Annotated in this window: 16 protein-coding genes; 6 read left to right on the top strand and 10 right to left on the bottom strand. The window is 45.0% G+C overall.

Annotation, left to right across the window (positions count from 1 at the left end):
* Window positions 1-50: 50 nt before the first annotated feature.
* On the top strand, window positions 51-1,991 hold the full coding sequence (locus tag BLS64_RS11980; protein WP_093113695.1) for a hypothetical protein: 1,941 nt from the start codon (window positions 51-53) through the stop codon (window positions 1,989-1,991).
* Window positions 1,992-2,120: 129 nt separating this feature from the next.
* On the opposite strand, the gene phoU is transcribed toward BLS64_RS11980, so the two are convergent.
* The 6 genes from phoU to BLS64_RS12010 form a co-directional block, all read right to left on the bottom strand.
* Window positions 2,121-2,804: a phosphate signaling complex protein PhoU gene (gene phoU / locus BLS64_RS11985; protein ID WP_093113694.1), complete on the bottom strand. Its 684-nt coding sequence runs from the start codon at window positions 2,802-2,804 to the stop codon at window positions 2,121-2,123.
* 12 nt (window positions 2,805-2,816) lie between these two features.
* Window positions 2,817-3,617 (bottom strand): phosphate ABC transporter ATP-binding protein PstB, encoded by an 801-nt coding sequence (pstB, locus tag BLS64_RS11990; protein WP_093113693.1) that lies wholly within the window; start codon window positions 3,615-3,617, stop codon window positions 2,817-2,819.
* 8 nt (window positions 3,618-3,625) lie between these two features.
* Window positions 3,626-4,480: a phosphate ABC transporter permease PstA gene (gene pstA / locus BLS64_RS11995; RefSeq protein ID WP_093113692.1), complete on the bottom strand. Its 855-nt coding sequence runs from the start codon at window positions 4,478-4,480 to the stop codon at window positions 3,626-3,628.
* Entirely contained in the window at window positions 4,473-5,351 is an 879-nt protein-coding gene (pstC, locus tag BLS64_RS12000; RefSeq protein WP_093113691.1) for a phosphate ABC transporter permease subunit PstC, read from the bottom strand. Before pstC ends, pstA begins: the two co-directional genes overlap by 8 nt.
* A gap of 74 nt (window positions 5,352-5,425) precedes the next feature.
* The gene (locus BLS64_RS12005; RefSeq protein ID WP_093113690.1) at window positions 5,426-6,370 is read right to left on the bottom strand and encodes a PstS family phosphate ABC transporter substrate-binding protein; all 945 of its coding nucleotides are present in this window, start codon (window positions 6,368-6,370) and stop codon (window positions 5,426-5,428) included.
* A 10-nt stretch (window positions 6,371-6,380) separates the two neighbouring features.
* A complete protein-coding gene (locus tag BLS64_RS12010) occupies window positions 6,381-7,580 on the bottom strand; it encodes a porin (RefSeq protein ID WP_093113689.1) in 1,200 nt (399 codons plus the stop codon).
* A 304-nt stretch (window positions 7,581-7,884) separates the two neighbouring features.
* Between BLS64_RS12010 and BLS64_RS12015 the strand changes: the two genes are divergently transcribed.
* The 4 genes from BLS64_RS12015 (at window position 7,885) to BLS64_RS12030 (ending at window position 11,658) form a co-directional block, all read left to right on the top strand.
* Window positions 7,885-8,568, top strand: a complete 684-nt coding sequence (locus BLS64_RS12015) for a TVP38/TMEM64 family protein (protein WP_093113688.1) — start codon at window positions 7,885-7,887, stop codon at window positions 8,566-8,568.
* A 1-nt stretch (window position 8,569) separates the two neighbouring features.
* Window positions 8,570-9,814, top strand: coding sequence for a cysteine desulfurase-like protein (locus BLS64_RS12020; RefSeq protein ID WP_093113787.1), 1,245 nt, complete (start codon window positions 8,570-8,572; stop codon window positions 9,812-9,814).
* A 5-nt stretch (window positions 9,815-9,819) separates the two neighbouring features.
* Entirely contained in the window at window positions 9,820-10,503 is a 684-nt protein-coding gene (locus BLS64_RS12025) for a TIGR02117 family protein (RefSeq protein WP_093113687.1), read from the top strand.
* A 96-nt stretch (window positions 10,504-10,599) separates the two neighbouring features.
* Window positions 10,600-11,658: a class I fructose-bisphosphate aldolase gene (locus BLS64_RS12030; protein WP_093113686.1), complete on the top strand. Its 1,059-nt coding sequence runs from the start codon at window positions 10,600-10,602 to the stop codon at window positions 11,656-11,658.
* A 124-nt stretch (window positions 11,659-11,782) separates the two neighbouring features.
* Here BLS64_RS12030 and rimO read toward each other — a convergent pair whose 3' ends face one another.
* Window positions 11,783-13,135 carry a 30S ribosomal protein S12 methylthiotransferase RimO gene (gene rimO / locus BLS64_RS12035; protein ID WP_093113685.1) on the bottom strand — a complete coding sequence of 451 codons (1,353 nt, stop codon included), beginning with the start codon at window positions 13,133-13,135 and terminating at the stop codon, window positions 11,783-11,785.
* Between the two features lie 189 nt (window positions 13,136-13,324).
* Between rimO and BLS64_RS12040 the strand changes: the two genes are divergently transcribed.
* Entirely contained in the window at window positions 13,325-14,446 is a 1,122-nt protein-coding gene (locus BLS64_RS12040; protein WP_093113684.1) for a DmpA family aminopeptidase, read from the top strand.
* Window positions 14,447-14,663: 217 nt separating this feature from the next.
* On the opposite strand, the gene BLS64_RS12045 is transcribed toward BLS64_RS12040, so the two are convergent.
* The 3 genes from BLS64_RS12045 to BLS64_RS12055 form a co-directional block, all read right to left on the bottom strand.
* Entirely contained in the window at window positions 14,664-15,524 is an 861-nt protein-coding gene (locus BLS64_RS12045; RefSeq protein ID WP_093113683.1) for an aminotransferase class IV, read from the bottom strand.
* Window positions 15,525-15,662: 138 nt separating this feature from the next.
* A complete protein-coding gene (locus BLS64_RS12050) occupies window positions 15,663-16,124 on the bottom strand; it encodes a transposase (RefSeq protein WP_093113682.1) in 462 nt (153 codons plus the stop codon).
* Window positions 16,125-16,350: 226 nt separating this feature from the next.
* The gene (locus BLS64_RS12055) at window positions 16,351-18,195 is read right to left on the bottom strand and encodes a PLP-dependent aminotransferase family protein (protein WP_093113681.1); all 1,845 of its coding nucleotides are present in this window, start codon (window positions 18,193-18,195) and stop codon (window positions 16,351-16,353) included.
* Window positions 18,196-18,746 lie beyond the last annotated feature (551 nt).

The following is an 18,746-nucleotide window of genomic DNA, read 5'->3' on the forward strand; positions in this document are numbered from 1 at the left end:
CTTTAATCACTATAAACTCAACACAATTAACCTAAATTAAATTCAGAAAAATGAAAAAAATGAACAACAAATTAGCTGCTGTAATAATGGTCATCAGCGGATTTATCTTTACCGGGTGTAGTCAGGATACAGATCCTATCATCGACGTGCCTGTTGTTGAAGTAGACAATGAGCTTAACGGCCAGATCACCGAAGATGTCACTCTTGATCCTTCAGTTGAATATACCCTAACAGGATCTTACGAAGTATTGGCAGGAGCTACTCTTACCATTCCCGCAGGCACAAAGATCGTTGCCGAAAAAGGTACTGAAGTTTACATAGCTATTCACCAGGATGCGGATATCGTGATAAGCGGTACAGAAAGCAATCCGGTGATCATGACATCTGCCAGTAAAGCCACAGGTGACTGGGGCGGACTGGTGATCCTTGGAAAAGGTATCACTACCGAAGGTACAAACGTTACCGCCGAAGTCGGAGGATTCCAGTATGGAGGTACTGACAATGCCGACAGTTCCGGTTCTATCGAGTACCTGGTAATAGAAGGAGCGGGAGCCCAGATCAATGCAGATTCCCAGTACAACGGACTCACCCTTTACGCAGTTGGTTCAGGAACCAACATCAGCAATGTGGCTATTCAGAACGGAGCCGATGACGGAGTGGAATTCTTTGGCGGGGCTGTTTCAGTGACCGGGCTTTATCTTGAAAACAACGAGGACGATGCCGTGGATTGGACCGAAGGCTGGAACGGCACCATTACAAACGTATATGTACTGCATACCATTGAAGGTTTCTCAACAGCTATTGAAGCTGATGGGGTGAACAACAACCCAACTATAGTGAACTTTACTGCGGTTTCCACAACCGGGGGTACTGCTTTACAGTTCAAGAAAGAATCGGGTGCTACTTTTGAAGGCCTTTCTCTAACAGGTTATGACACTTCAATAGACATGAAGGATAATGGGCCTTTAGCCAATGTTTATATTGAACAAAAGATCGCAGATCCGGAGTCTAACTATACTACTCCTTCCTCAACCTCTCAATCCTCCTTTGACTGGATCAACAACAGGTCAAGCGTGGAATCAAGCATTCTTCATGGTGCTGTTGAAGGACGTGTAGAACTGGACGCGTCGGTTACTTATTCCCTTAACTCTTCTTACATAGTTCAGGAAGGTGGTGAACTAGTTATCCCTGCTGGAACGAAGATAATTGCAAGAGACGGCGGAACAGATGTGTACATTGCAGTTCTAAAAGGCGGAAAGATCGACATCCAGGGAACTGAAGCCAATCCGGTAGTGATTTCTTCTACGGAAGCAAATCCAGGAGACTGGGGTGGCCTTACAATTGTCGGAAACGCTACTACCACCGAAGGTGTAGACGCGGTAGCTGAAGTTGGTGGATTCAAATATGGAGGCAATGAGGATGCTGATAATTCCGGAAGCATCAAAAACCTGGTGATCGCCGGAACCGGCGCGCAGATCAACTCAGAATCTCAGTACAATGGAATTTCTTTCTATGCCGTAGGCTCGGGAACTGTAGTAGAGAACATCGCGGTGATCAACGGAGCTGACGATGGAGTGGAATTCTTTGGAGGAAGCGTTTCTGCAACTAACCTTTACCTAGAGAACAATGAAGATGACGCTGTTGACTGGACCGAAGGCTGGAATGGAACCGTAACCAACGTGTATGTAAACCATTCTATTGACACCTTCTCTACCGCCGTGGAAGCCGATGGGGCCAACAACAATCCTCAATTGGTAAACTTCACCGCTGTATCAACCACAGGAGGTACTGCCCTGCAGTTCAAAAAAGAATCGGGTGCTACATTTTCAAACCTCTACCTGGAAGGCTACACCGACAATATTGATATGAGAGACGGAGGCGCTTTGAGCAATATACAAATAGACGGAGCTGATGCTACTACCGATGGAAATTACACTACAGGATCCAAAGTAGATATCTCTGCCTGGATCTGGATCGAGGCTTCTCTGTAAACCAGGGAATTACAAAATTTGAGTTTTAAAGGGCTGCCGATTGGCAGCCTTTTTTGTTTCCTGCCTATTTAATTGGTAGCATAAAAAAAGGCAGCTCAAAAGCTGCCTCTTCCACATACGATTGAAGAATTAGTCTTCGCTTCTTCTAACTTTTTTCTTCTTTTGGTGCTTTAAAACCTCTGCCTCCCTGTAAAAAATGATCTCCTCGGCAATGTTGGTAATAAGGTCACCTATCCTTTCCAGCTTCTTGATAACAGAGAACAACAACATGAACTGGTCAATAAGCTTTGGATCCTTTTTCACCTCTGCAGAAATGATCCCGAAGGACTGCATATTGATCTGGTTAAGAACCTTGTCTTTTTTAAAAACTTTACGGGCTACTTTTGTATCCACCTCGTTGTAAGCGTCGGTAATATCTTCCAGCATAGAAAGCGTTTCTTCAAACATCTCTTTTACCCTCATCTTTTCAAGCAGTCTTTCCTCTATTGGAGTATTGACCTCAATGATGTACTTGGAAATTCCGAAGGCGTGATCCCCTATCCTTTCCAGGTCGAAGTTGATCTTTCTAAGAGCCAGAACGAAACGAAGGTCACTGGCCACGGGATTGTGCAGAGCAATAAAACGCTCACAATCACGGTCGATCTTAAGGTCCAGCGCGTTAACCCTGTTCTCTGTATGAAGTACTTCCTCAGCCAGATCATTGTCATGGTTAAAGAAAGCTTCCCGGGCATTTTCCAGCTGCTTTGCACATAAATGCAGCATCTCCAGCCCTGTTTGATTTAATCCTTCTCTATGTTGGTCTAAACTTATCATAGGTACACTATTTTAACCGAATCTACCGGTGATGTAATTCTCTGTTTGTTGTTTCTCTGGGTTGGTGAAGAGTTTCTTTGATTTGTCATACTCTATCAATTCTCCAAGGTAGAAAAACGCAGTGTAATCGCTAACCCTACCTGCCTGTTGCATATTATGGGTGACGATCACGATGGTATATTTTTCTTTAAGCTCATAGATCAGCTCCTCGATCTTGGCTGTAGAAAGCGGGTCAAGAGCCGAAGTAGGCTCATCCATCAAAATGATCGATGGCTCCACAGCCAGGGCTCTGGCGATACAAAGTCTTTGCTGCTGTCCTCCTGAAAGTGCCAGCGCCGATTTATGAAGATCATCCTTTACCTCATCCCAAAGCGCTACCTGCTTTAAGGATGCCACCACTTTCTCCTGAAGGAATTTCTTATCCTTTATCCCCTGGATCTTTAGGCCATAGGCAACATTTTCAAAAATGGATTTCGGGAAAGGATTTGGTTTTTGAAAAACCATGCCGACCTGCTTCCGCAGCTGTTCCACGTTCACCTTTTTCTTGTAGATGTTCTCCCCGTCAATAAGGATCTCACCTTCCATTCTAAAACCGTCAACATAATCGTTCATTCTGTCAAAAAGCCTTAGAAAGGTCGACTTTCCGCAGCCAGAGGGCCCGATGAAAGCGGTCACCTTATTGGCCCTTATATTCATATCTATGCCCTTGATGGCCATAAAGTCATTATAGAAAACCTTCACGCCTTTCGCCTGAAGTTTATGTTTTCTTTTTATCGACTTATCTATAACAGTGTCTTTCTTTTCTTTGCTCATGAAAAGCTTTATTTAAATTTTTTCTGCCATTTATTTCTGAAATAAACAGCAATTCCATTCATAACAAATGTAATCAATAATAAAATGATGATCCCTGCAGCGGCATTGACCTCAAAGCCGTGTTGTGGACGCGAAATCCAGTTAAAGATCTGGATAGGTAACACAGAAAATTCATCCATGGGAGATGAGGGTGCGAACGGCACATATGCCAAAGCCCCGATAACGATCAATGGCGCGGTTTCTCCCACAGCCCTTGATAAGGCCAGGATGATCCCGGTCAGGATCCCACCCGAAGATGCAGGCAGCAACTGCCTGGAAACCGTTTGCCACTTGGAAGCCCCTAAAGCATATGAGGCATCCCTGATCGATTTAGGTACAGCCTTCAAAGCTTCCCGGGTAGACACGATCACAATGGGCAGGATAAGCAGGGCCAGAGTAAAACTACCGGCCAGCACGCTTGATCCCATTTGTATCACCCTTACAAAGATCTCCAGACCCAAAAGTCCGTAAATGATAGAAGGTACTCCTGCAAGATTGGATATATTGATCTCCAGCAATGAGGAAAGCTTGCTCTTATTGGCATATTCTTCCAGGTAAATAGCTGCGCCTATTCCCACAGGTAAGGCTATTATGGTTGTCAACACCAGGATCCAGACACTTCCCATCAGCGCGGTATAGATACCGGCTCTTTCCGCTTTTCTGGAAGGTAGGTTGGTAATAAAATCCCAGTCGATCCGCTGAATTCCGTCGACCAGGATGGATCCTATGAATATGGCCAGTAAGACGATTCCCAGCAGGGTACAAAATATTCCCCATGCTTTGAAGATCTGGTCTTTTAATCTGTTCTTCTTTATCCTATTCATACTTCTCCCTGAATTTTTTCCTTATCTGGTAACTTAACGTGTTCAGCAGGAAGGTGAAAATAAATAAGGTGATCCCTGCTGCAAAGATGGTCCTGTATTCCAGTGACCCGTGTTGCACATCACCCAGGCTCACCTGCACAATGTAAGCGGTTATGGTCTCTACCGGCACGGTTGGATCAAAAGTCAATCTTGGCTGCTGACCTGCAGCAATGGCAACGATCATGGTTTCCCCAATGGCCCTTGAAATGGCCAGGATCACAGAAACAATGATACCTGAGGAAGCCGCCGGAACTAAGATCCTGAACGAGTTCTGAAGTTTGGTAGATCCCATTCCATATCCTGCTTCCCGCAAAGAATTGGGAACCGCATGCAGCGCGTCTTCACTTAAGGAAGAGATAAAAGGAATGATCATGATCCCCATTACCAGCCCTGCGGAAAGGGAGTTGAACCCGGACAGTCCCGGAATAAAAGTTTGTAAAAACGGGGTTACAACAGTTAAGGCAAAGAACCCGTAAACTACTGTAGGTACGGCTGCCAGTAGCTCCAGTGCAGGTTTTATGGTCCTCCTGAAACTTTTTGGCGCATATTCGCTAATGTAAATGCTAATTGACAAACCAATAGGTACAGCAAAGGCTATTGCAATGATCGAAGTCAAGAGGGTTCCAGACAACAGTGGCAGGATCCCGAAATGCTTATCGGCAAACAGGGGGGTCCATTCTGTGTCGGTGAGAAAATCAAGTACCGAAACTTCACTGAAGAAGTTCACCGCCTCGATAGACAACACCAGAATGATCCCGGCAGTTACGGCAATAGTGACCAGAGCACTGGTAAGCAGTGTCTTTTCAATTATTGCCTCTTTTAATTTTCGCATATATAAAAACCCATTATACGGAAAAACCAGGGCCTTTCAAGGCCCTGGTAGCTTCCTCAAAAAGAAAGTGTTATTTACTTCTGATTATTCTGATGTTTCTCAACAAAAGATTTAAATTTCTCTTTTTGCTCCTTGTATTCTTCAGGGGTCAAAGGTACATAACCTACATCTTTTAATAAAGATGGAGCTTCATTTAAATAGAAATTCATAAAATCTACTACCTTAGGATTATTTTGAATTGAGGAACTGTTCACGTACACGAAAAGTGGTCTAGAAAGCGGCGCGTAGCTACCATCGCTAACGGTTTGAGTAGATGGCTCAACACAGCCTTCACCACCGTCAACGGCTACCATTCTCAATTTGTCCTCATTTTCTTCATAGTAAGCCAGTCCAAAGAAACCAAGCCCGTACTTATCTCCGGAAACACCCTGTACCAGTACGTTATCATCTTCACTGGCAGTATAATCTCCACGGCTGCTTCCGCTTTCTCCTACTATGGCTTCGGTGAAATAATCAAATGTACCTGAAGCCACTCCGGGGCCGAACAAATGGATCTCTTCATTTGGCCATTCAGGATTGATCTGGTTCCAGTGAGTAATGGTACCCTGTGCTCCAGGCTCCCAGATCTTTTTCAACTGCTCCACGGTGAAGCAATCTACCCAGTCATTTTCGGGATTTACCACAACGGCAAGACCGTCATAAGCCACTTCAAGTTCAATGAAATCGATGTTGTTCTGCTCGGCGATCTTTTTCTCATCCTCTTTAATTGGTCGTGAGGCATTTGAAATATCAGTTTCTCCTCTCCCGAATTTCTTGAATCCGCCTCCGGTTCCTGAAACCCCTATCGTCACATCCACATCCGGATCTTCAGATCTATATTCTTCAGCGATAGCCTCTGTAACAGGATAGACCGTGCTGGAACCATCTATATTAATAGATGAGGTCTCTTTATCTTTTTTATTGTTTCCGCAGGAAAGAACTGTAAGGGAAACCGCGGTAATCAAAAGTAATTTTCTCATAATTTATTATTTAAAATTGTAATTCAAATTGCAATCTGTACAGCAGTCCGTCATTAAAATTACGATTTAAATCGTTATAACTTAAATCTGTCTGGACTTTAAGCTTATGCTTAACAATATATTTAGAAAGTGCAAGGGTATATTGATTTTCAATAAGCTCAGAAACCACGTCATCATAATTTATACTGGTATATCTACCCACTACCTGAAAGTTGCTTGGAAAGAGGTATCCTGCCTGCAGGTTGAGACCCTCTCCAATACTCACAGCATCTCCTGTAAGGCTTCCGTCTGTATTTCTCGCGAAAGGATTGTCTGCGGTTCTATTGGCGTATTCACCCATCACTGAAATTCCACGGTATTTGAACATGGCATCTAAAAAGAAGGTAGAAATATCTGTGTTATAAAACCCTTCGTCATTAAGCATGTAAGATCCTGCGGTTGAACGGGTTTTTACGGCATCATTATTAAAGGAGTAGCTTGCTCCTACTGCCAGCTTTGGAGTTTCCTCACGGGCAAAGTCAGCTCCTGAATAGTCATCAAAGTCTCCGAATGGAAGCACTTCAACACGTCCAACATAATGGTGCCCGCCAAGGTTACCGGAAGTTACATTCCTTCCTTCCCCCTGGGATATGGAAACAGCTTCCCTTACTAGAAAATCATTCCCCAGGTCAAAATAATGGTGCAATTGCACTCCTGTCTCCCGGTCAATATTAAAACGGCTGTTAAGTAAAGACCTGTCTACAGTCTCCAGACTTCCCGAAGATATTACCCTTTCCCGGTTACCCGGTAATTTTGTCTGTCCTACCCAAAGTTCGAAGTTCTCATAAAAGTTCCACTTGGCCACCGCATCCAAAATATAACGCGGAGCCTCGCTGGTAAATTCAGAAGCACCCGAGATATCCCGGTTAGACAATCCCAATTCTATTTTATAAGTCAACCTTGGAGAATAAGCAAATCCTTTGAATTTAAGACGTGCTCTCCTAACCATCATGTTCGTTTCTGCATCGCTCCAGTCACCCTGCTCAGGAATATCCCATTCAGAAGTGAAAAGAGACTGCATTCTTACGGTGAAGTTCGCACTGTAAGAACTGTCTTTGGCAACCACGTTAAAAAGGCCCTTTCCGAATTTACTTTCGGTACTGTCCTGTGCCTGGGTTGCGAACGAAGCCATCAAGACTAGAGCAGCGATTAAGCTTTTTTGAAATTTCATAGTGTTCTTTGTTTTTGTCGATGCAAATAAACTACTCCAATGTTAACTTAATGTTACCTACAGGTTATTTATAAGTAAAAGGTTGCCTGGCCGGGGCAACCTTTGCTCATACATCTACATGACAAAAACTTAGAATATATGAAAATTTGCTTAAGCATTTCAAAGGTAATAAGAGACACAGGTTTTTTGTGTAACCTTAAAATTACCAAATCCTTAAATTATTGATTTTACAAAGACTTGAAAATGGGATTTTCAGAAAATATCAACAGGAGACGGAATTAATAATTCGTATTTTCGGGGGACAATGGCAAAATCCTTCTTTGAAAAATACATCGGATTTATACTTAGCGGCCTCGTGTTGGCAGGCCTGGTAGTGCTATATTTTGTTCACCCTGAATTCCAGGAACAGGTAAAAGAGGTCTGGAAGGTGTTAATGAGCGAAGACGAGGAATATATTCAGGAATACGTCGAGCGTTTTGGGATGTGGGGTCCTATCGCCATAATAGTGTTCATTGTAATGCAAATGTTCCTGATCATCTTTCCCTCCTGGCTGCCCATTATCGTGGGAGTAATGGCCTACGGCTTCTGGTGGGGCATTTTCATCAATCTTATTGGCGTGGGCATTGCCTCTACCATTGGATATTTCATCGGCGGAAAACTAAAAAGCATTTTCTTCAGCAAAAAGAAGCTCAAGAAAATGGATTTTTGGATCTCCAACTACGGATTCGGAACTGTGATACTTTTCAGAATCTCTCCGTTTTTCTCGAACGACGGGATAAGTTTTCTTGCGGGCATCTTCAGGATGAATTTCAAGAAGTTCATGCTGGCCACCTACTGCGGAATGATCCCCCTGTCGCTGGCTGTGGGTTATTTTTCCAAGGACCTTGACCGGTTGGAAAAAGGCCTTTACTGGATTGGCGGAATTGGCGCCGTACTCTATGCAGCTTATATTTACCTGGATCATAAAAAAAGAAAAAAGAAGAATTAGTATGAAACAACAGGAATTTCCTATTGAAGAGATAAGAAGCCTTTTTCCGGCACTTACCATAAAGGATCACGAACAGGTCTCTCCCATTTATTTTGATGGCCCGGGAGGCACCCAGATGGCACAACCCTGTATTGACCGAATGCTGGAATATATCACCACAGGTATGGCTAATCTGCACGGTACTTTTTCCACCAGCATCAAAACCGACCGTTTACTTGAAGAAGCGAGGGAGGCCGTGGCTAACCTGCTGAACTGCGCTCCTGAAGAAGTAGCATTCGGGCAGAACATGACCAGCCTTGCCTTCCAGGTGGCGCAAAGCCTGCGGACTTTCATTTCTGAAGGAGATGAGATCGTGGTAACCCAGCTGGACCATCGTGCGAATGTAGATCCCTGGCTTTACCTGGCAAAAGAAACCGGGGCAGTGGTGAAATTCCTACCGGTGGATAAAGAGACCCTGACGCACGATCTTTCAGAACTCGACAAGATCATTACCTCTAAAACAAAACTCGTAGCGATAGGACTCGCCTCCAATCTCACCGGCACTATTACTGATGCGGAAAGCATCTTTTCTAAGGCCAGAACTGTCGGCGCTTTTACTATTGCCGATGCGGTTCATGCCGTGCCTCATATTCCGGTAGACTTCAAAAAGATGAATTGTGATATCCTGTTTTGCTCGGCCTATAAGTTCTTTGGACCGCACCTGGGAATCGCCGTCATAAAATCGGAATTATTTGAAAAATTACCCGTACCCAAGCTGCAACCGGCACCTGATGAGATCCCGTACAGGCTCGAGACAGGAACGCAGAACCACGAGGGCATCGCCGGGTTGTGCGGTGCCATAGGATTCATTGAACAACTGGGCGATGGCGAAAATGCTGCGGAAAGGATACGTTCCGGAATGGAGCGCCTGGAGTCTTACGAGCAGGAACTTTCGGAAGAAATGGAAAGTTTTCTCAAAGCCATTCCCGAAGTGGAACTATTTAGAGCTTCCGAAAAAATCAGAAAAACACCCACTTTTGCCTTCAGAATAAAGAACATTAATTCCCGGGAGGCAACCCGATTCTTCGCTGAAAAATACAATCTCTGCATTGGGGACGGACATTTTTACGCCTCTACCATGGCTGAAGTTTTCCCGGTGATGGATACCGGCGGATGGATCAGGATAGGCTTCGCCCCCTACAACAGCCTGGATGAAATTGAGATCTTCAAAAAAGCATTAAAAGATCTTCTTTTGATGAAATCTTAAGGCAGATGCAGGAGTTGGTGATGAAAATATTGAAGTTTCTGGCAAAAGGACTGCTGTCCCTGCTCCTGCTCATGTTCCTGTACCTGGTGGCCGCCATTGTGGGTTCTGCTATTCCTGTCAATAAAGATCAGTCCGAAAGTGGCGAGGTCACAATCTACCTGCGCACCAACGGCGTGCATACCTCCTTTATTTTTCCGCTGAAAAACCAGGTAATTGATTGGAGCACCTACACAGACCCCAGACATACCCTCTCAGAAAGGACAGATTTCCAATACGTTTCCTTTGGTTGGGGAGATCTGGAATTCTACCGAAAAACCCCGGAATGGGATGATCTTCAGTTCCCGGTTGCCTTTCAGGCCGTATTCCTCTCCAAACCCTCGGCCCTGCACGTGGAATTCCTGGATGTGATCAGGTATCGGCAACCCACTTTGCCTGTACAGATCTCTCGCACGCAATACAGAGTCCTTTCAGAATATGTGCTCAACAGTTTTCAAACAGGTCCTTCCGGAGAGGTGCTACGGGTAAAAGAGCTTCATTACGACCGGCATGATACTTTTTACCGGGCAAAAAGATCGCTTCATTTCTTCTACACCTGCAACACGTGGGTGAATGAAGGTCTCAAAAAAGCCGGTCTGAGAGCCTGCCTCTGGACGCCATTTGATGAGGGCATCTTTTTCCAGTACCGCTGATTTTATATTTTCTTTAGTAATTCTCCTCTCTCAAATTACTTAACTTCAGGCTGATAGCCTGTCAGGCTATTACAGCCTAACCAAAACCCAATTTTTATGAGTTATATCAACAAGATCACCGAGACACTTGGTAAGGAAGCCGATTCCCTACTTCAACACAAAAGCACTAAAATTCCGAAAGAAAGACTCGAAATTCCGGGACCTCATACCGTGGATACTTTCAGGGACAGTGACCGTAATCCGCAGGTGTTAAGAAGCCTCGCCCAGCTGTACAACCACGGGAACCTGGGAGGCACCGGCTACCTCAGCATCCTGCCGGTAGACCAGGGAATAGAACACACCGCCGCGGTTTCCTTCTATAAAAACCCTGATTATTTTGATCCTGAGAATATCGTGAAGCTGGCAATGGAAGCCGGATGCAATGGCGTGGCTTCCACTTTTGGAGTTCTTGCCCGCCATGCCCGAAAATACGCTCACAAGATCCCGTTCATCGTAAAGATCAACCACAATGAGCTGATGACCTATCCCAATAAATACGACCAGATCCCCTTCGGAAGCGTGCTCGAAGCCTGGGATATGGGTGCTACGGCTATTGGTGCCACAATTTACTTCGGAAGCGAAGAAAGCACCCGACAGATCCAGGAGATAGCCGCTGCCTTTGAAGAAGCTCACCAATTAGGAATGGCTACCATCCTTTGGTGCTACACCCGAAATTCCGGCTTTAAAAAAGACGGAAAAGATTATCATTCGGCCGCCGACCTAACGGGACAGGCCAACCATATCGGGGTTACGATAAAGGCTGATATCATCAAGCAGAAGCTTCCGGAAACCAACTACGGCTTCCGAGATATTGGCTTCGGAAAACAGAACGAAGACATGTACAATACCCTCTCCACAGATCATCCCATTGACCTGTGCCGTTTCCAGGTGGCTAATTGTTACATGGGCAAGATCGGGCTGATCAATTCCGGCGGTGGTTCCCAGGGAGATTCAGACTTTGAGGCAGCCGTGAAGACCGCGGTGATCAACAAACGCGCCGGCGGCTGCGGACTCATCATGGGAAGAAAGGCATTTCAGCGGCCTATGAAAGACGGGGTGGAGATCATTAATAGCGTACAGGAGGTTTATCTCGAAGATAAGATCACTGTTGCTTAACAAACCTAACAGGTTTTAAAAACCTGTTAGGTTTAGATTGATTATTAAAAACATAAAACCCTGTCAGGGTTTGGAACCCTGACAGGGTTGTTCTTATTCCAGTCAGCACCCGGAAAATCGGTTTTTACACCGTTCTAATTTTAAGTTCTTTTCTCTTTGGCTTTTCGTCCTTCACATTCACGGGATCACCATACAGGTCAAAGTCGGCGGCATCTGTGATCTTTACCTCGTAATATTCTCCGGTCTTTAAGTATACCTTGGTGGCATCTATCAGTACTTCGTTATCCACATCGGGAGAATCGAATTCGGTACGACCTATATAATACTCGCCTTCTTTGCGGTCAATGACCACCTTAAAGATCTCCCCTATTTTCTGCTGATTCAGTTCCCAGGAGATCTGCGACTGAATTTCCATGATCTCGTTGGCGCGCTCCTGCTTCACTTCCTGCGGTACATCGTCCTCAAGATTGTAGGCATGAGTATTCTCTTCGTGCGAATAAGTGAAACAACCCAGGCGCTCAAACCTCATCTCCTTCACCCATTCCTTCAGTTCCTGGAAATGTTCTTCGGTCTCCCCAGGATAGCCCACAATAAGCGTGGTCCTTATCGCCATTTCGGGCACCCTGCTTCGAAATTCCTTCAATAGGTTCGTGGTCTTTTCATGAGTGGTTCCGCGACGCATGGACTTCAGCAGATCATCTGAAATATGCTGCAACGGAATATCTAAATAATTACACACTTTTGGCTCCCTTTTCATCACTTCCAGTACATCCATAGGGAAACCTGTGGGGAAAGCGTAATGTAAACGTATCCATTCAATGCCTTCCACTTTTACAAGGTTCTCAAGAAGCTCAGCCAGATTTCTCTTTTTGTAAAGATCAAGTCCGTAGTACGTAAGGTCCTGGGCGATGAGAATGAGTTCCTTCACTCCCTGGGCGACCAGGTTCTTTGCCTCGGTCACCAGGTCTTCTATTGGAGTGGATCTGTGCTTTCCGCGCATAAGCGGAATGGCACAAAACGAACAAGGACGGTCACAACCTTCGGCAATTTTTAAATAAGCGTAATTCTTCGGAGTTGTGGTTAACCGCTCCCCTACCAGTTCGTGCTTATAGTCGGCTTCAAGGGCTGCAAGAAGTTCCGGCAGCTCGGTAGTTCCAAAGTATTGATCCACATCGGGGATCTCTTTTTGAAGATCGGGTTTGTAGCGTTCGCTAAGACAACCGGTCACAAAAACCTTGTCCACCTCGCCTTGCTCTTTCTTTTCAACGAACTCTAAAATGGTATTTACAGATTGTTCCTTGGCATTGTCGATAAAACCGCAGGTATTGATCACCACGATATTCCCCTCCTGCTCATGCACCACGTCCTTCTCATTTGCCTTAAGCTGCCCCATCAGCACCTCGCTGTCATAGACGTTCTTGCTGCACCCAAGGGTTACCACGTTGATCCTGTTCTTCTTTAGCGACTTCGTTCTCATATATATATTTTTCCCGCCGATAAAACCTCACAGGTTTTGGAAACCAGTGAGGTTTCTTTTTCCTGGAGGTTTTGTTTTGGCGGGTGCAAAGATACGACCAAAAATGACAAATCTAGCATTCAGGCCGTTAAGCTTTAAAATACATCTTTAGCAGAAAACGCTTAAATTGAACTTCCTAACTATCACCAAATGAAAAACCTTCTTTTCAGCTGCTTTGCATTTTTCCTCTTTTCCCAAATTGGCTTTAGCCAGCAACGGCCCCGCGAGCTGGGAATCGAAATAGGTGTCATGGCACCGGGACCGCAGAATGCGATTACTGATGTGGCCGGCGTCAAGGTAGGCCATACTACCCTCATCAAAGGAGATTCGGTAAGAACGGGAGTCACCGCCATTCTCCCGCATGGCGAAAATATTTTTCAGCAGAAAGTTCCGGCCGCGGTCTATGTGGGCAATGGCTTCGGAAAACTTGCCGGCAGCACACAAATTAAAGAACTCGGAAACCTGGAGACGCCGATCGTTCTCACCAACACCCTTAGTGTCCCCACGGCGATGAACGCAGTGATAAGTTATGTGCTGGATCTAAAGGAAAATGAGGACGTGCGTTCGGTCAACGCAGTAGTGGGTGAGACGAATGATGGTTATCTGAATGATATCCGCGGAAGGCACGTCAGTGAAGAGGATGTGATCGCGGCAGTTGAAAATGCTTCGGAAGAACGCCCGAAAGAAGGCAATGTTGGCGCCGGCACCGGAACTATCGCTTTTGGCTACAAAGGCGGCATTGGAACGGCTTCCCGCCTCCTGCCCGAATCTTTGGGCGGTTATACCATTGGTGTCCTGGTACAATCCAATTTTGGCGGAATTCTGCAAATAGATGGAGTGCAGGTAGGCGAAAAGCTGAAGCAGTTCTCTTTCAGCAACGAATTGCTGAACAATGTTGACGGCTCCTGCATGATCATTGTGGCTACAGATGCTCCTCTTGACAACCGAAACCTGGAAAGACTGGCAAAAAGGGCATTTTTGGGCCTGGCCAAGACCGGGGGCATAGCGTCCAACGGCAGCGGAGATTACATCATCGCCTTCTCGACTGCCGAGTCCATGCGTATTCCCTATAAAATAGAAAACAAACTGCTTTCCCAGGAAGTTGTTCCCAATGACCTGATGAGTCCGCTGTTCATGGCTGCGATCGAAGCCACCGAAGAAGCCATTATCAATTCCCTTTTTATGGCAGAGACCATGACCGGGTATAAAGGAAGAAAGATAGACAAGTTGCCGGTGGAGGAAGTTCTTGAGTTGATGAATGATAGAAATTAGTTGCGGATTGCAGGGTGCGAGTTGAAAAGCTGTCGCCGGTTTCCCGTTGCCTGTTCCACCAATTTCTCCCCGAGCGGAGTCGAGGGGTTTCTTTGAGATGAAATGCCTGTAAATAATAAGGTCTCGACTTATCCTGTCCTTAGTGCAGACGAAGGGCTCGACCTACCATCAATTGTAATTTGGTTTTTGGTGCTTGGTGCTTGTCATTTGAGAGCTTTTAACCTCTGGTTCTCCTCAAGAATTCTTCCTGCAGCCGCGTGGTTATTTTCCCTTTTTGAGCAGAAAACAACCCCTTGCCATCAATGGTTACTGAGGACACCGGAGCGATCTGGGTAGTGGTGCCGGTGAGGAAGATCTCTTCAACTGAAGCTAAACCGTCTACCGGAAAGGCTTCTTCCTTTACCGGAATACTTAATTGCTGACAGAGATCGAGCACCACCTTTCGGGTGATGCCGGAGAGTATCTGTCGGCCTTCAGGATGAGTGTAGACTGTTCCTTCTACGACAAAAAAGATGGTGGTATGGGAACCTTCAGTAAAAAACCCGTTTCTAAATAGCAGGTTTTCATCATAACCTGCAGAAATCGCAGCCTCGTTGGCGAGGGTGTTTGCCAGCAACGCGGTAGATTTGATATCGCACCTGTGCCAGCGCAGATCTTCCGAAGCCATTACTTTCCAGTACCTGTTCTCAAAATTGGCCAGGTCTACCTTGAAAGCGTAAAGCAACAGGGAAGGTTGCACCTTTTCGGGAATGAAATGGGAACGCGGCGCGGTTCCCCGGGAGATCTGCAGGTAAACGGCAGCGTCTTCTTCAGAAAAAGAGGAGCGATTCACTGCTTCCAGCATGAGATCTTCCAAAATAGAAGTGTCAAAAACTATATTCATTTCCTGCAGGCAATATTTCACTCGTGCCACATGCTCCTTTAGCATAAAAGGCTTTCCTGCATAAAATGGCGTCACCTCATAAATGCCGTCGCCAAACATGAAGGACCGGTCAAAAACCGATACAAAAGCTTCTTCGGGTCTGACCCAGGTATCGTTCCAGTAAACCTCTTCGGGATAGGTCTTCGTTTTCTTCATAGTATTATAGAAAGGCCTTCGAAAGTTAGGAAAAAGGGATCGTTTTCTTATTCTTTTTGAAAAAGCTAATGCAGAAATATTCTCCACTTTCGGGTCGTGGGAATTGGTTCGCGCCCGCACATGTTCAAATTTCCGGACTTACTCGACCCAATCAAATAAATGCTCCTCCTTATGATCTACGCTGAATTGCCTTAGCAACTTCTGGTATTCCTCTTTGAAAGATAGCGTTTTATGATGTTCTTTTTGGTTCAGAATATATTCTATAACATCATTCAGGGAGGAATGAGAATAGGAAAAGGCACCAAATCCTTCCTGCCATTGAAACCTTGGCTCCAAAAGGTGCCTGGTATTTATATGATCGTTAGTGGCTTTTTTGATCTCCCGCACCAGATCCAATAAGCAGCACGAGGGTCGTATACCGAGAAAGATGTGTACATGATCGGTTTCACCGTTTATGGCCAGAGGTCTTTCGCCCATCTTGCTGATTATTCCTTTCATATATCTGAATAATTCAGCCTCCCATGAGGGCCTGATCAATGATCGTCGACCGTCGACAGCAAAAATTACCTGAATATAGATCTGCGAAAAGGTACCCGCCATGACAACTGATTTAAAATTATAAACTCAGCCTTTCTAATTTAATAAAAAGTTATATATAATTGTTTGATTATCAGTATATTAAAATTGATGTGCGTGATTTATGAATCAAGAAAACAAAAAAAAGACAACTTTGAAAGTATATTATGATCACCCCATCCTAAAAGGAAAAAGCCTCCCGAATCACGGAAGGCTTTTTAAAAAATGTTCAGTTTATTGATCATTTAAGTCAGATCTGTTCCACAAAAGCTCTGAACACCTTCTTATGACGTTCAAGGTCCAGGTCCGGAGAAACAGAAACCCGTGCGATGTAATCCTTGTCACTTTCTTTGGTAGTTCCCTGGGTAGAGGTCGCGGGGATGGTCCAGTAACATCCCTTCAGCTGACCGTAGCTCACGCAGTATTTGCTTTCCTCAGGGATCTGGGTGATCATCATGTTGATCAGCTTCTGGTTGAGTGCCCTTTTATAGGTTTCTTTTTCTTCAGCTGTCTCCCCTTTTGTTGGAAGGTCCAGGGAAAAAACCGAGGGAGTGAATCCCTGCTCTGCCAGGTCTTCCGAAACAAAATTGATCTTTGCTTCGGGTAAGGTTTCCTTGATAAAATTCACGAATTCCCGGGTGTTCCTGTAAGCATCCTTTATCCTCTGGTTCATGGAGGGCAATTGTTCTGCCAGGATCTCGACCTGCAGATCTGTAGCCTCATTGTCGCAAAGGATCAGGTGCTTTTCGATTTTTTCCATCAGGCCTGCGGCTTTTCTATTGGCCACACAATATCCGGCGGTACATTTTCCTCCGCTGGGGAATTTGGATCCGCTCACATAGGAAATGGTCTTAACAGATGAAAGAATTCCGTCCTCGCTTAGAAACTGTACGTTGGGACAGAAGGTCTGATCCAAAATAAAAACGGGTTCAATAGCCGCTTCCCCCTTCGCGGTTTGACGTCTTGCACTAAGAACAGACCTTAACTTTTCCAGATCAGGAACCTCAACTCTCGGATTTGTCGGAATTTCTGCAATGATATAAGGAACGGCATCTTCTTTTGCCGCCTGCTCCAAAACCTGGTCAATGCTCTCAACCATATCATTGTCCCTGTCCACCAGCAGGTCCATGATCTCCACATTGTCCACACAGGCTGCAACACGCCTTGCCTGATCGTTGGTTCCTCCATAGCAATTGGGAGGAACAATGATCCTGATATCCTTTCCTGAATGATTTTCAAGGGCATCATCAATGAGGCCCATCATGATCGCGTACTGCATGGAAAGCCCCGAAGAAGCTAGTAGCGCATCGGTATCTGCTGCGGTGACCTCTTTAATGGAATTCAGAACACTTGTCTTGTCTGCCTCCCTGTTGCTTATCTGATGATCACTTAATGATCCTCCGGTCATCTTTTTCAAGGCAGCGTAGCAGTTCGCCGGAGTCATCGCAATGGTCTCCCTTCTGCGTACGTGCTGAATTTCCTTTATGTAATCTTCATTTTGCTCTCCGTTTACCAGGAGAACACTTCCCAGCCTGTCATGGATACTGATGAAAAAGTCAATATTCTTATCAAGCTTCACTTTCCCGAAGTTCTCCCGATGTGAAATCAAAACAGTGCTGCCGTCAAATTCAGGAATTTCCTCTCCTTCTCGAACCTGTTGCAAATCGAAATCATAACCATAAACCCTTTTTACTGTTTCCGCATCAAAAGAATCGGGTAATTTATCTGTGTAAAAGATCCTGGTCTTTTTCCGGTCGAACAGGTTCTTTCTCAGCACAGCCAAAACAGGGGCCGTCTTTGAGGAAAAACTGATCACATTTTCCGCTTTCAGATCGTTGAGTTCAGCGAGGGCCCATTCCAATACGGTCGACAAAGGATGACCTAAACGAATGTAATCAAAAGCAGTGGGCAGAGCAGCAAGCGCTTCCCGGGTAGAATTATTAGCCTCATATAAGTTTTCGAATTGCTCCAGGAACTCTGTTTTAGCCAGTTCTTCATTATAAATATCCAACCGGTGAGTGGTAAGTTTTACCCAGTCGGCAGGCACATTTTCCAGTACATCTTTAATATAATCCAGCACTTTATTCTCTTTCATTTTTGTTCTTTTAGATAAGCCGTGAATATAACGCTCCCGCCTTTATTTTAAAAGGTTTTGGCGGAATTTGTTGTGAATTCGCCCCGTCAGTTCGAGTGATTTCACGACTGCGATAGCAGGGGTGAAATTGTATCGAGAACGACGGGAAGTGAAATGCCTCTGTTCTCCATACGATCTTTCCTAAGCTTTTCGCTTCAGGGAAAATCACCTGTCTGCCGACCTTTAGATTTGGCTAATCAATTTTTTCTATGGTTCTTATTGAAAATAAAAAGAACGGGGTGAACTTTCTGCCGGCCAGGTTGACGACCCATTGCCTGTATTAGTCCCCGTTCTTTAATTCGGTTGCCAGAACCATATAGGATATTAGCCTTGCTTTTAAAGGTCTTAGTTAAAGCAACCTTTCTTGAAAAATAAAATTATGGAAAAAATTAGAGAAGTTGTTGGTATCGACATTAGTAAATTGACTTTGGATGTGTGTCTCCACCGTAATGGAGGTAGTTTCAGAACTTCCAATGATTATTGTGGAATTGAGGATTTGATTAATCGGATAT

Source organism: Salinimicrobium catena, assembly GCF_900102915.1.
Lineage (GTDB): Bacteria > Bacteroidota > Bacteroidia > Flavobacteriales > Flavobacteriaceae > Salinimicrobium > Salinimicrobium catena.

Excerpts from the sequence above, each read along its gene's own strand:
- BLS64_RS12015 (WP_093113688.1), top strand. The coding sequence starts at position 7,885 with ATGGCAAAATCCTTCTTTGAAAAATACATCGGATTTATACTTAGCGGC.
- pstA (WP_093113692.1), bottom strand. The coding sequence starts at position 4,480 with ATGAATAGGATAAAGAAGAACAGATTAAAAGACCAGATCTTCAAAGCA.
- BLS64_RS12020 (WP_093113787.1), top strand. The coding sequence starts at position 8,570 with ATGAAACAACAGGAATTTCCTATTGAAGAGATAAGAAGCCTTTTTCCG.
- phoU (WP_093113694.1), bottom strand. The coding sequence starts at position 2,804 with ATGATAAGTTTAGACCAACATAGAGAAGGATTAAATCAAACAGGGCTG.
- BLS64_RS12050 (WP_093113682.1), bottom strand. The coding sequence starts at position 16,124 with ATGGCGGGTACCTTTTCGCAGATCTATATTCAGGTAATTTTTGCTGTC.
- pstB (WP_093113693.1), bottom strand. The coding sequence starts at position 3,617 with ATGAGCAAAGAAAAGAAAGACACTGTTATAGATAAGTCGATAAAAAGA.
- BLS64_RS12055 (WP_093113681.1), bottom strand. The coding sequence starts at position 18,195 with ATGAAAGAGAATAAAGTGCTGGATTATATTAAAGATGTACTGGAAAAT.
- BLS64_RS12030 (WP_093113686.1), top strand. The coding sequence starts at position 10,600 with ATGAGTTATATCAACAAGATCACCGAGACACTTGGTAAGGAAGCCGAT.
- BLS64_RS12010 (WP_093113689.1), bottom strand. The coding sequence starts at position 7,580 with ATGAAATTTCAAAAAAGCTTAATCGCTGCTCTAGTCTTGATGGCTTCG.
- BLS64_RS12005 (WP_093113690.1), bottom strand. The coding sequence starts at position 6,370 with ATGAGAAAATTACTTTTGATTACCGCGGTTTCCCTTACAGTTCTTTCC.
- rimO (WP_093113685.1), bottom strand. The coding sequence starts at position 13,135 with ATGAGAACGAAGTCGCTAAAGAAGAACAGGATCAACGTGGTAACCCTT.
- BLS64_RS12040 (WP_093113684.1), top strand. The coding sequence starts at position 13,325 with ATGAAAAACCTTCTTTTCAGCTGCTTTGCATTTTTCCTCTTTTCCCAA.
- BLS64_RS11980 (WP_093113695.1), top strand. The coding sequence starts at position 51 with ATGAAAAAAATGAACAACAAATTAGCTGCTGTAATAATGGTCATCAGC.
- BLS64_RS12045 (WP_093113683.1), bottom strand. The coding sequence starts at position 15,524 with ATGAAGAAAACGAAGACCTATCCCGAAGAGGTTTACTGGAACGATACC.
- pstC (WP_093113691.1), bottom strand. The coding sequence starts at position 5,351 with ATGCGAAAATTAAAAGAGGCAATAATTGAAAAGACACTGCTTACCAGT.
- BLS64_RS12025 (WP_093113687.1), top strand. The coding sequence starts at position 9,820 with ATGCAGGAGTTGGTGATGAAAATATTGAAGTTTCTGGCAAAAGGACTG.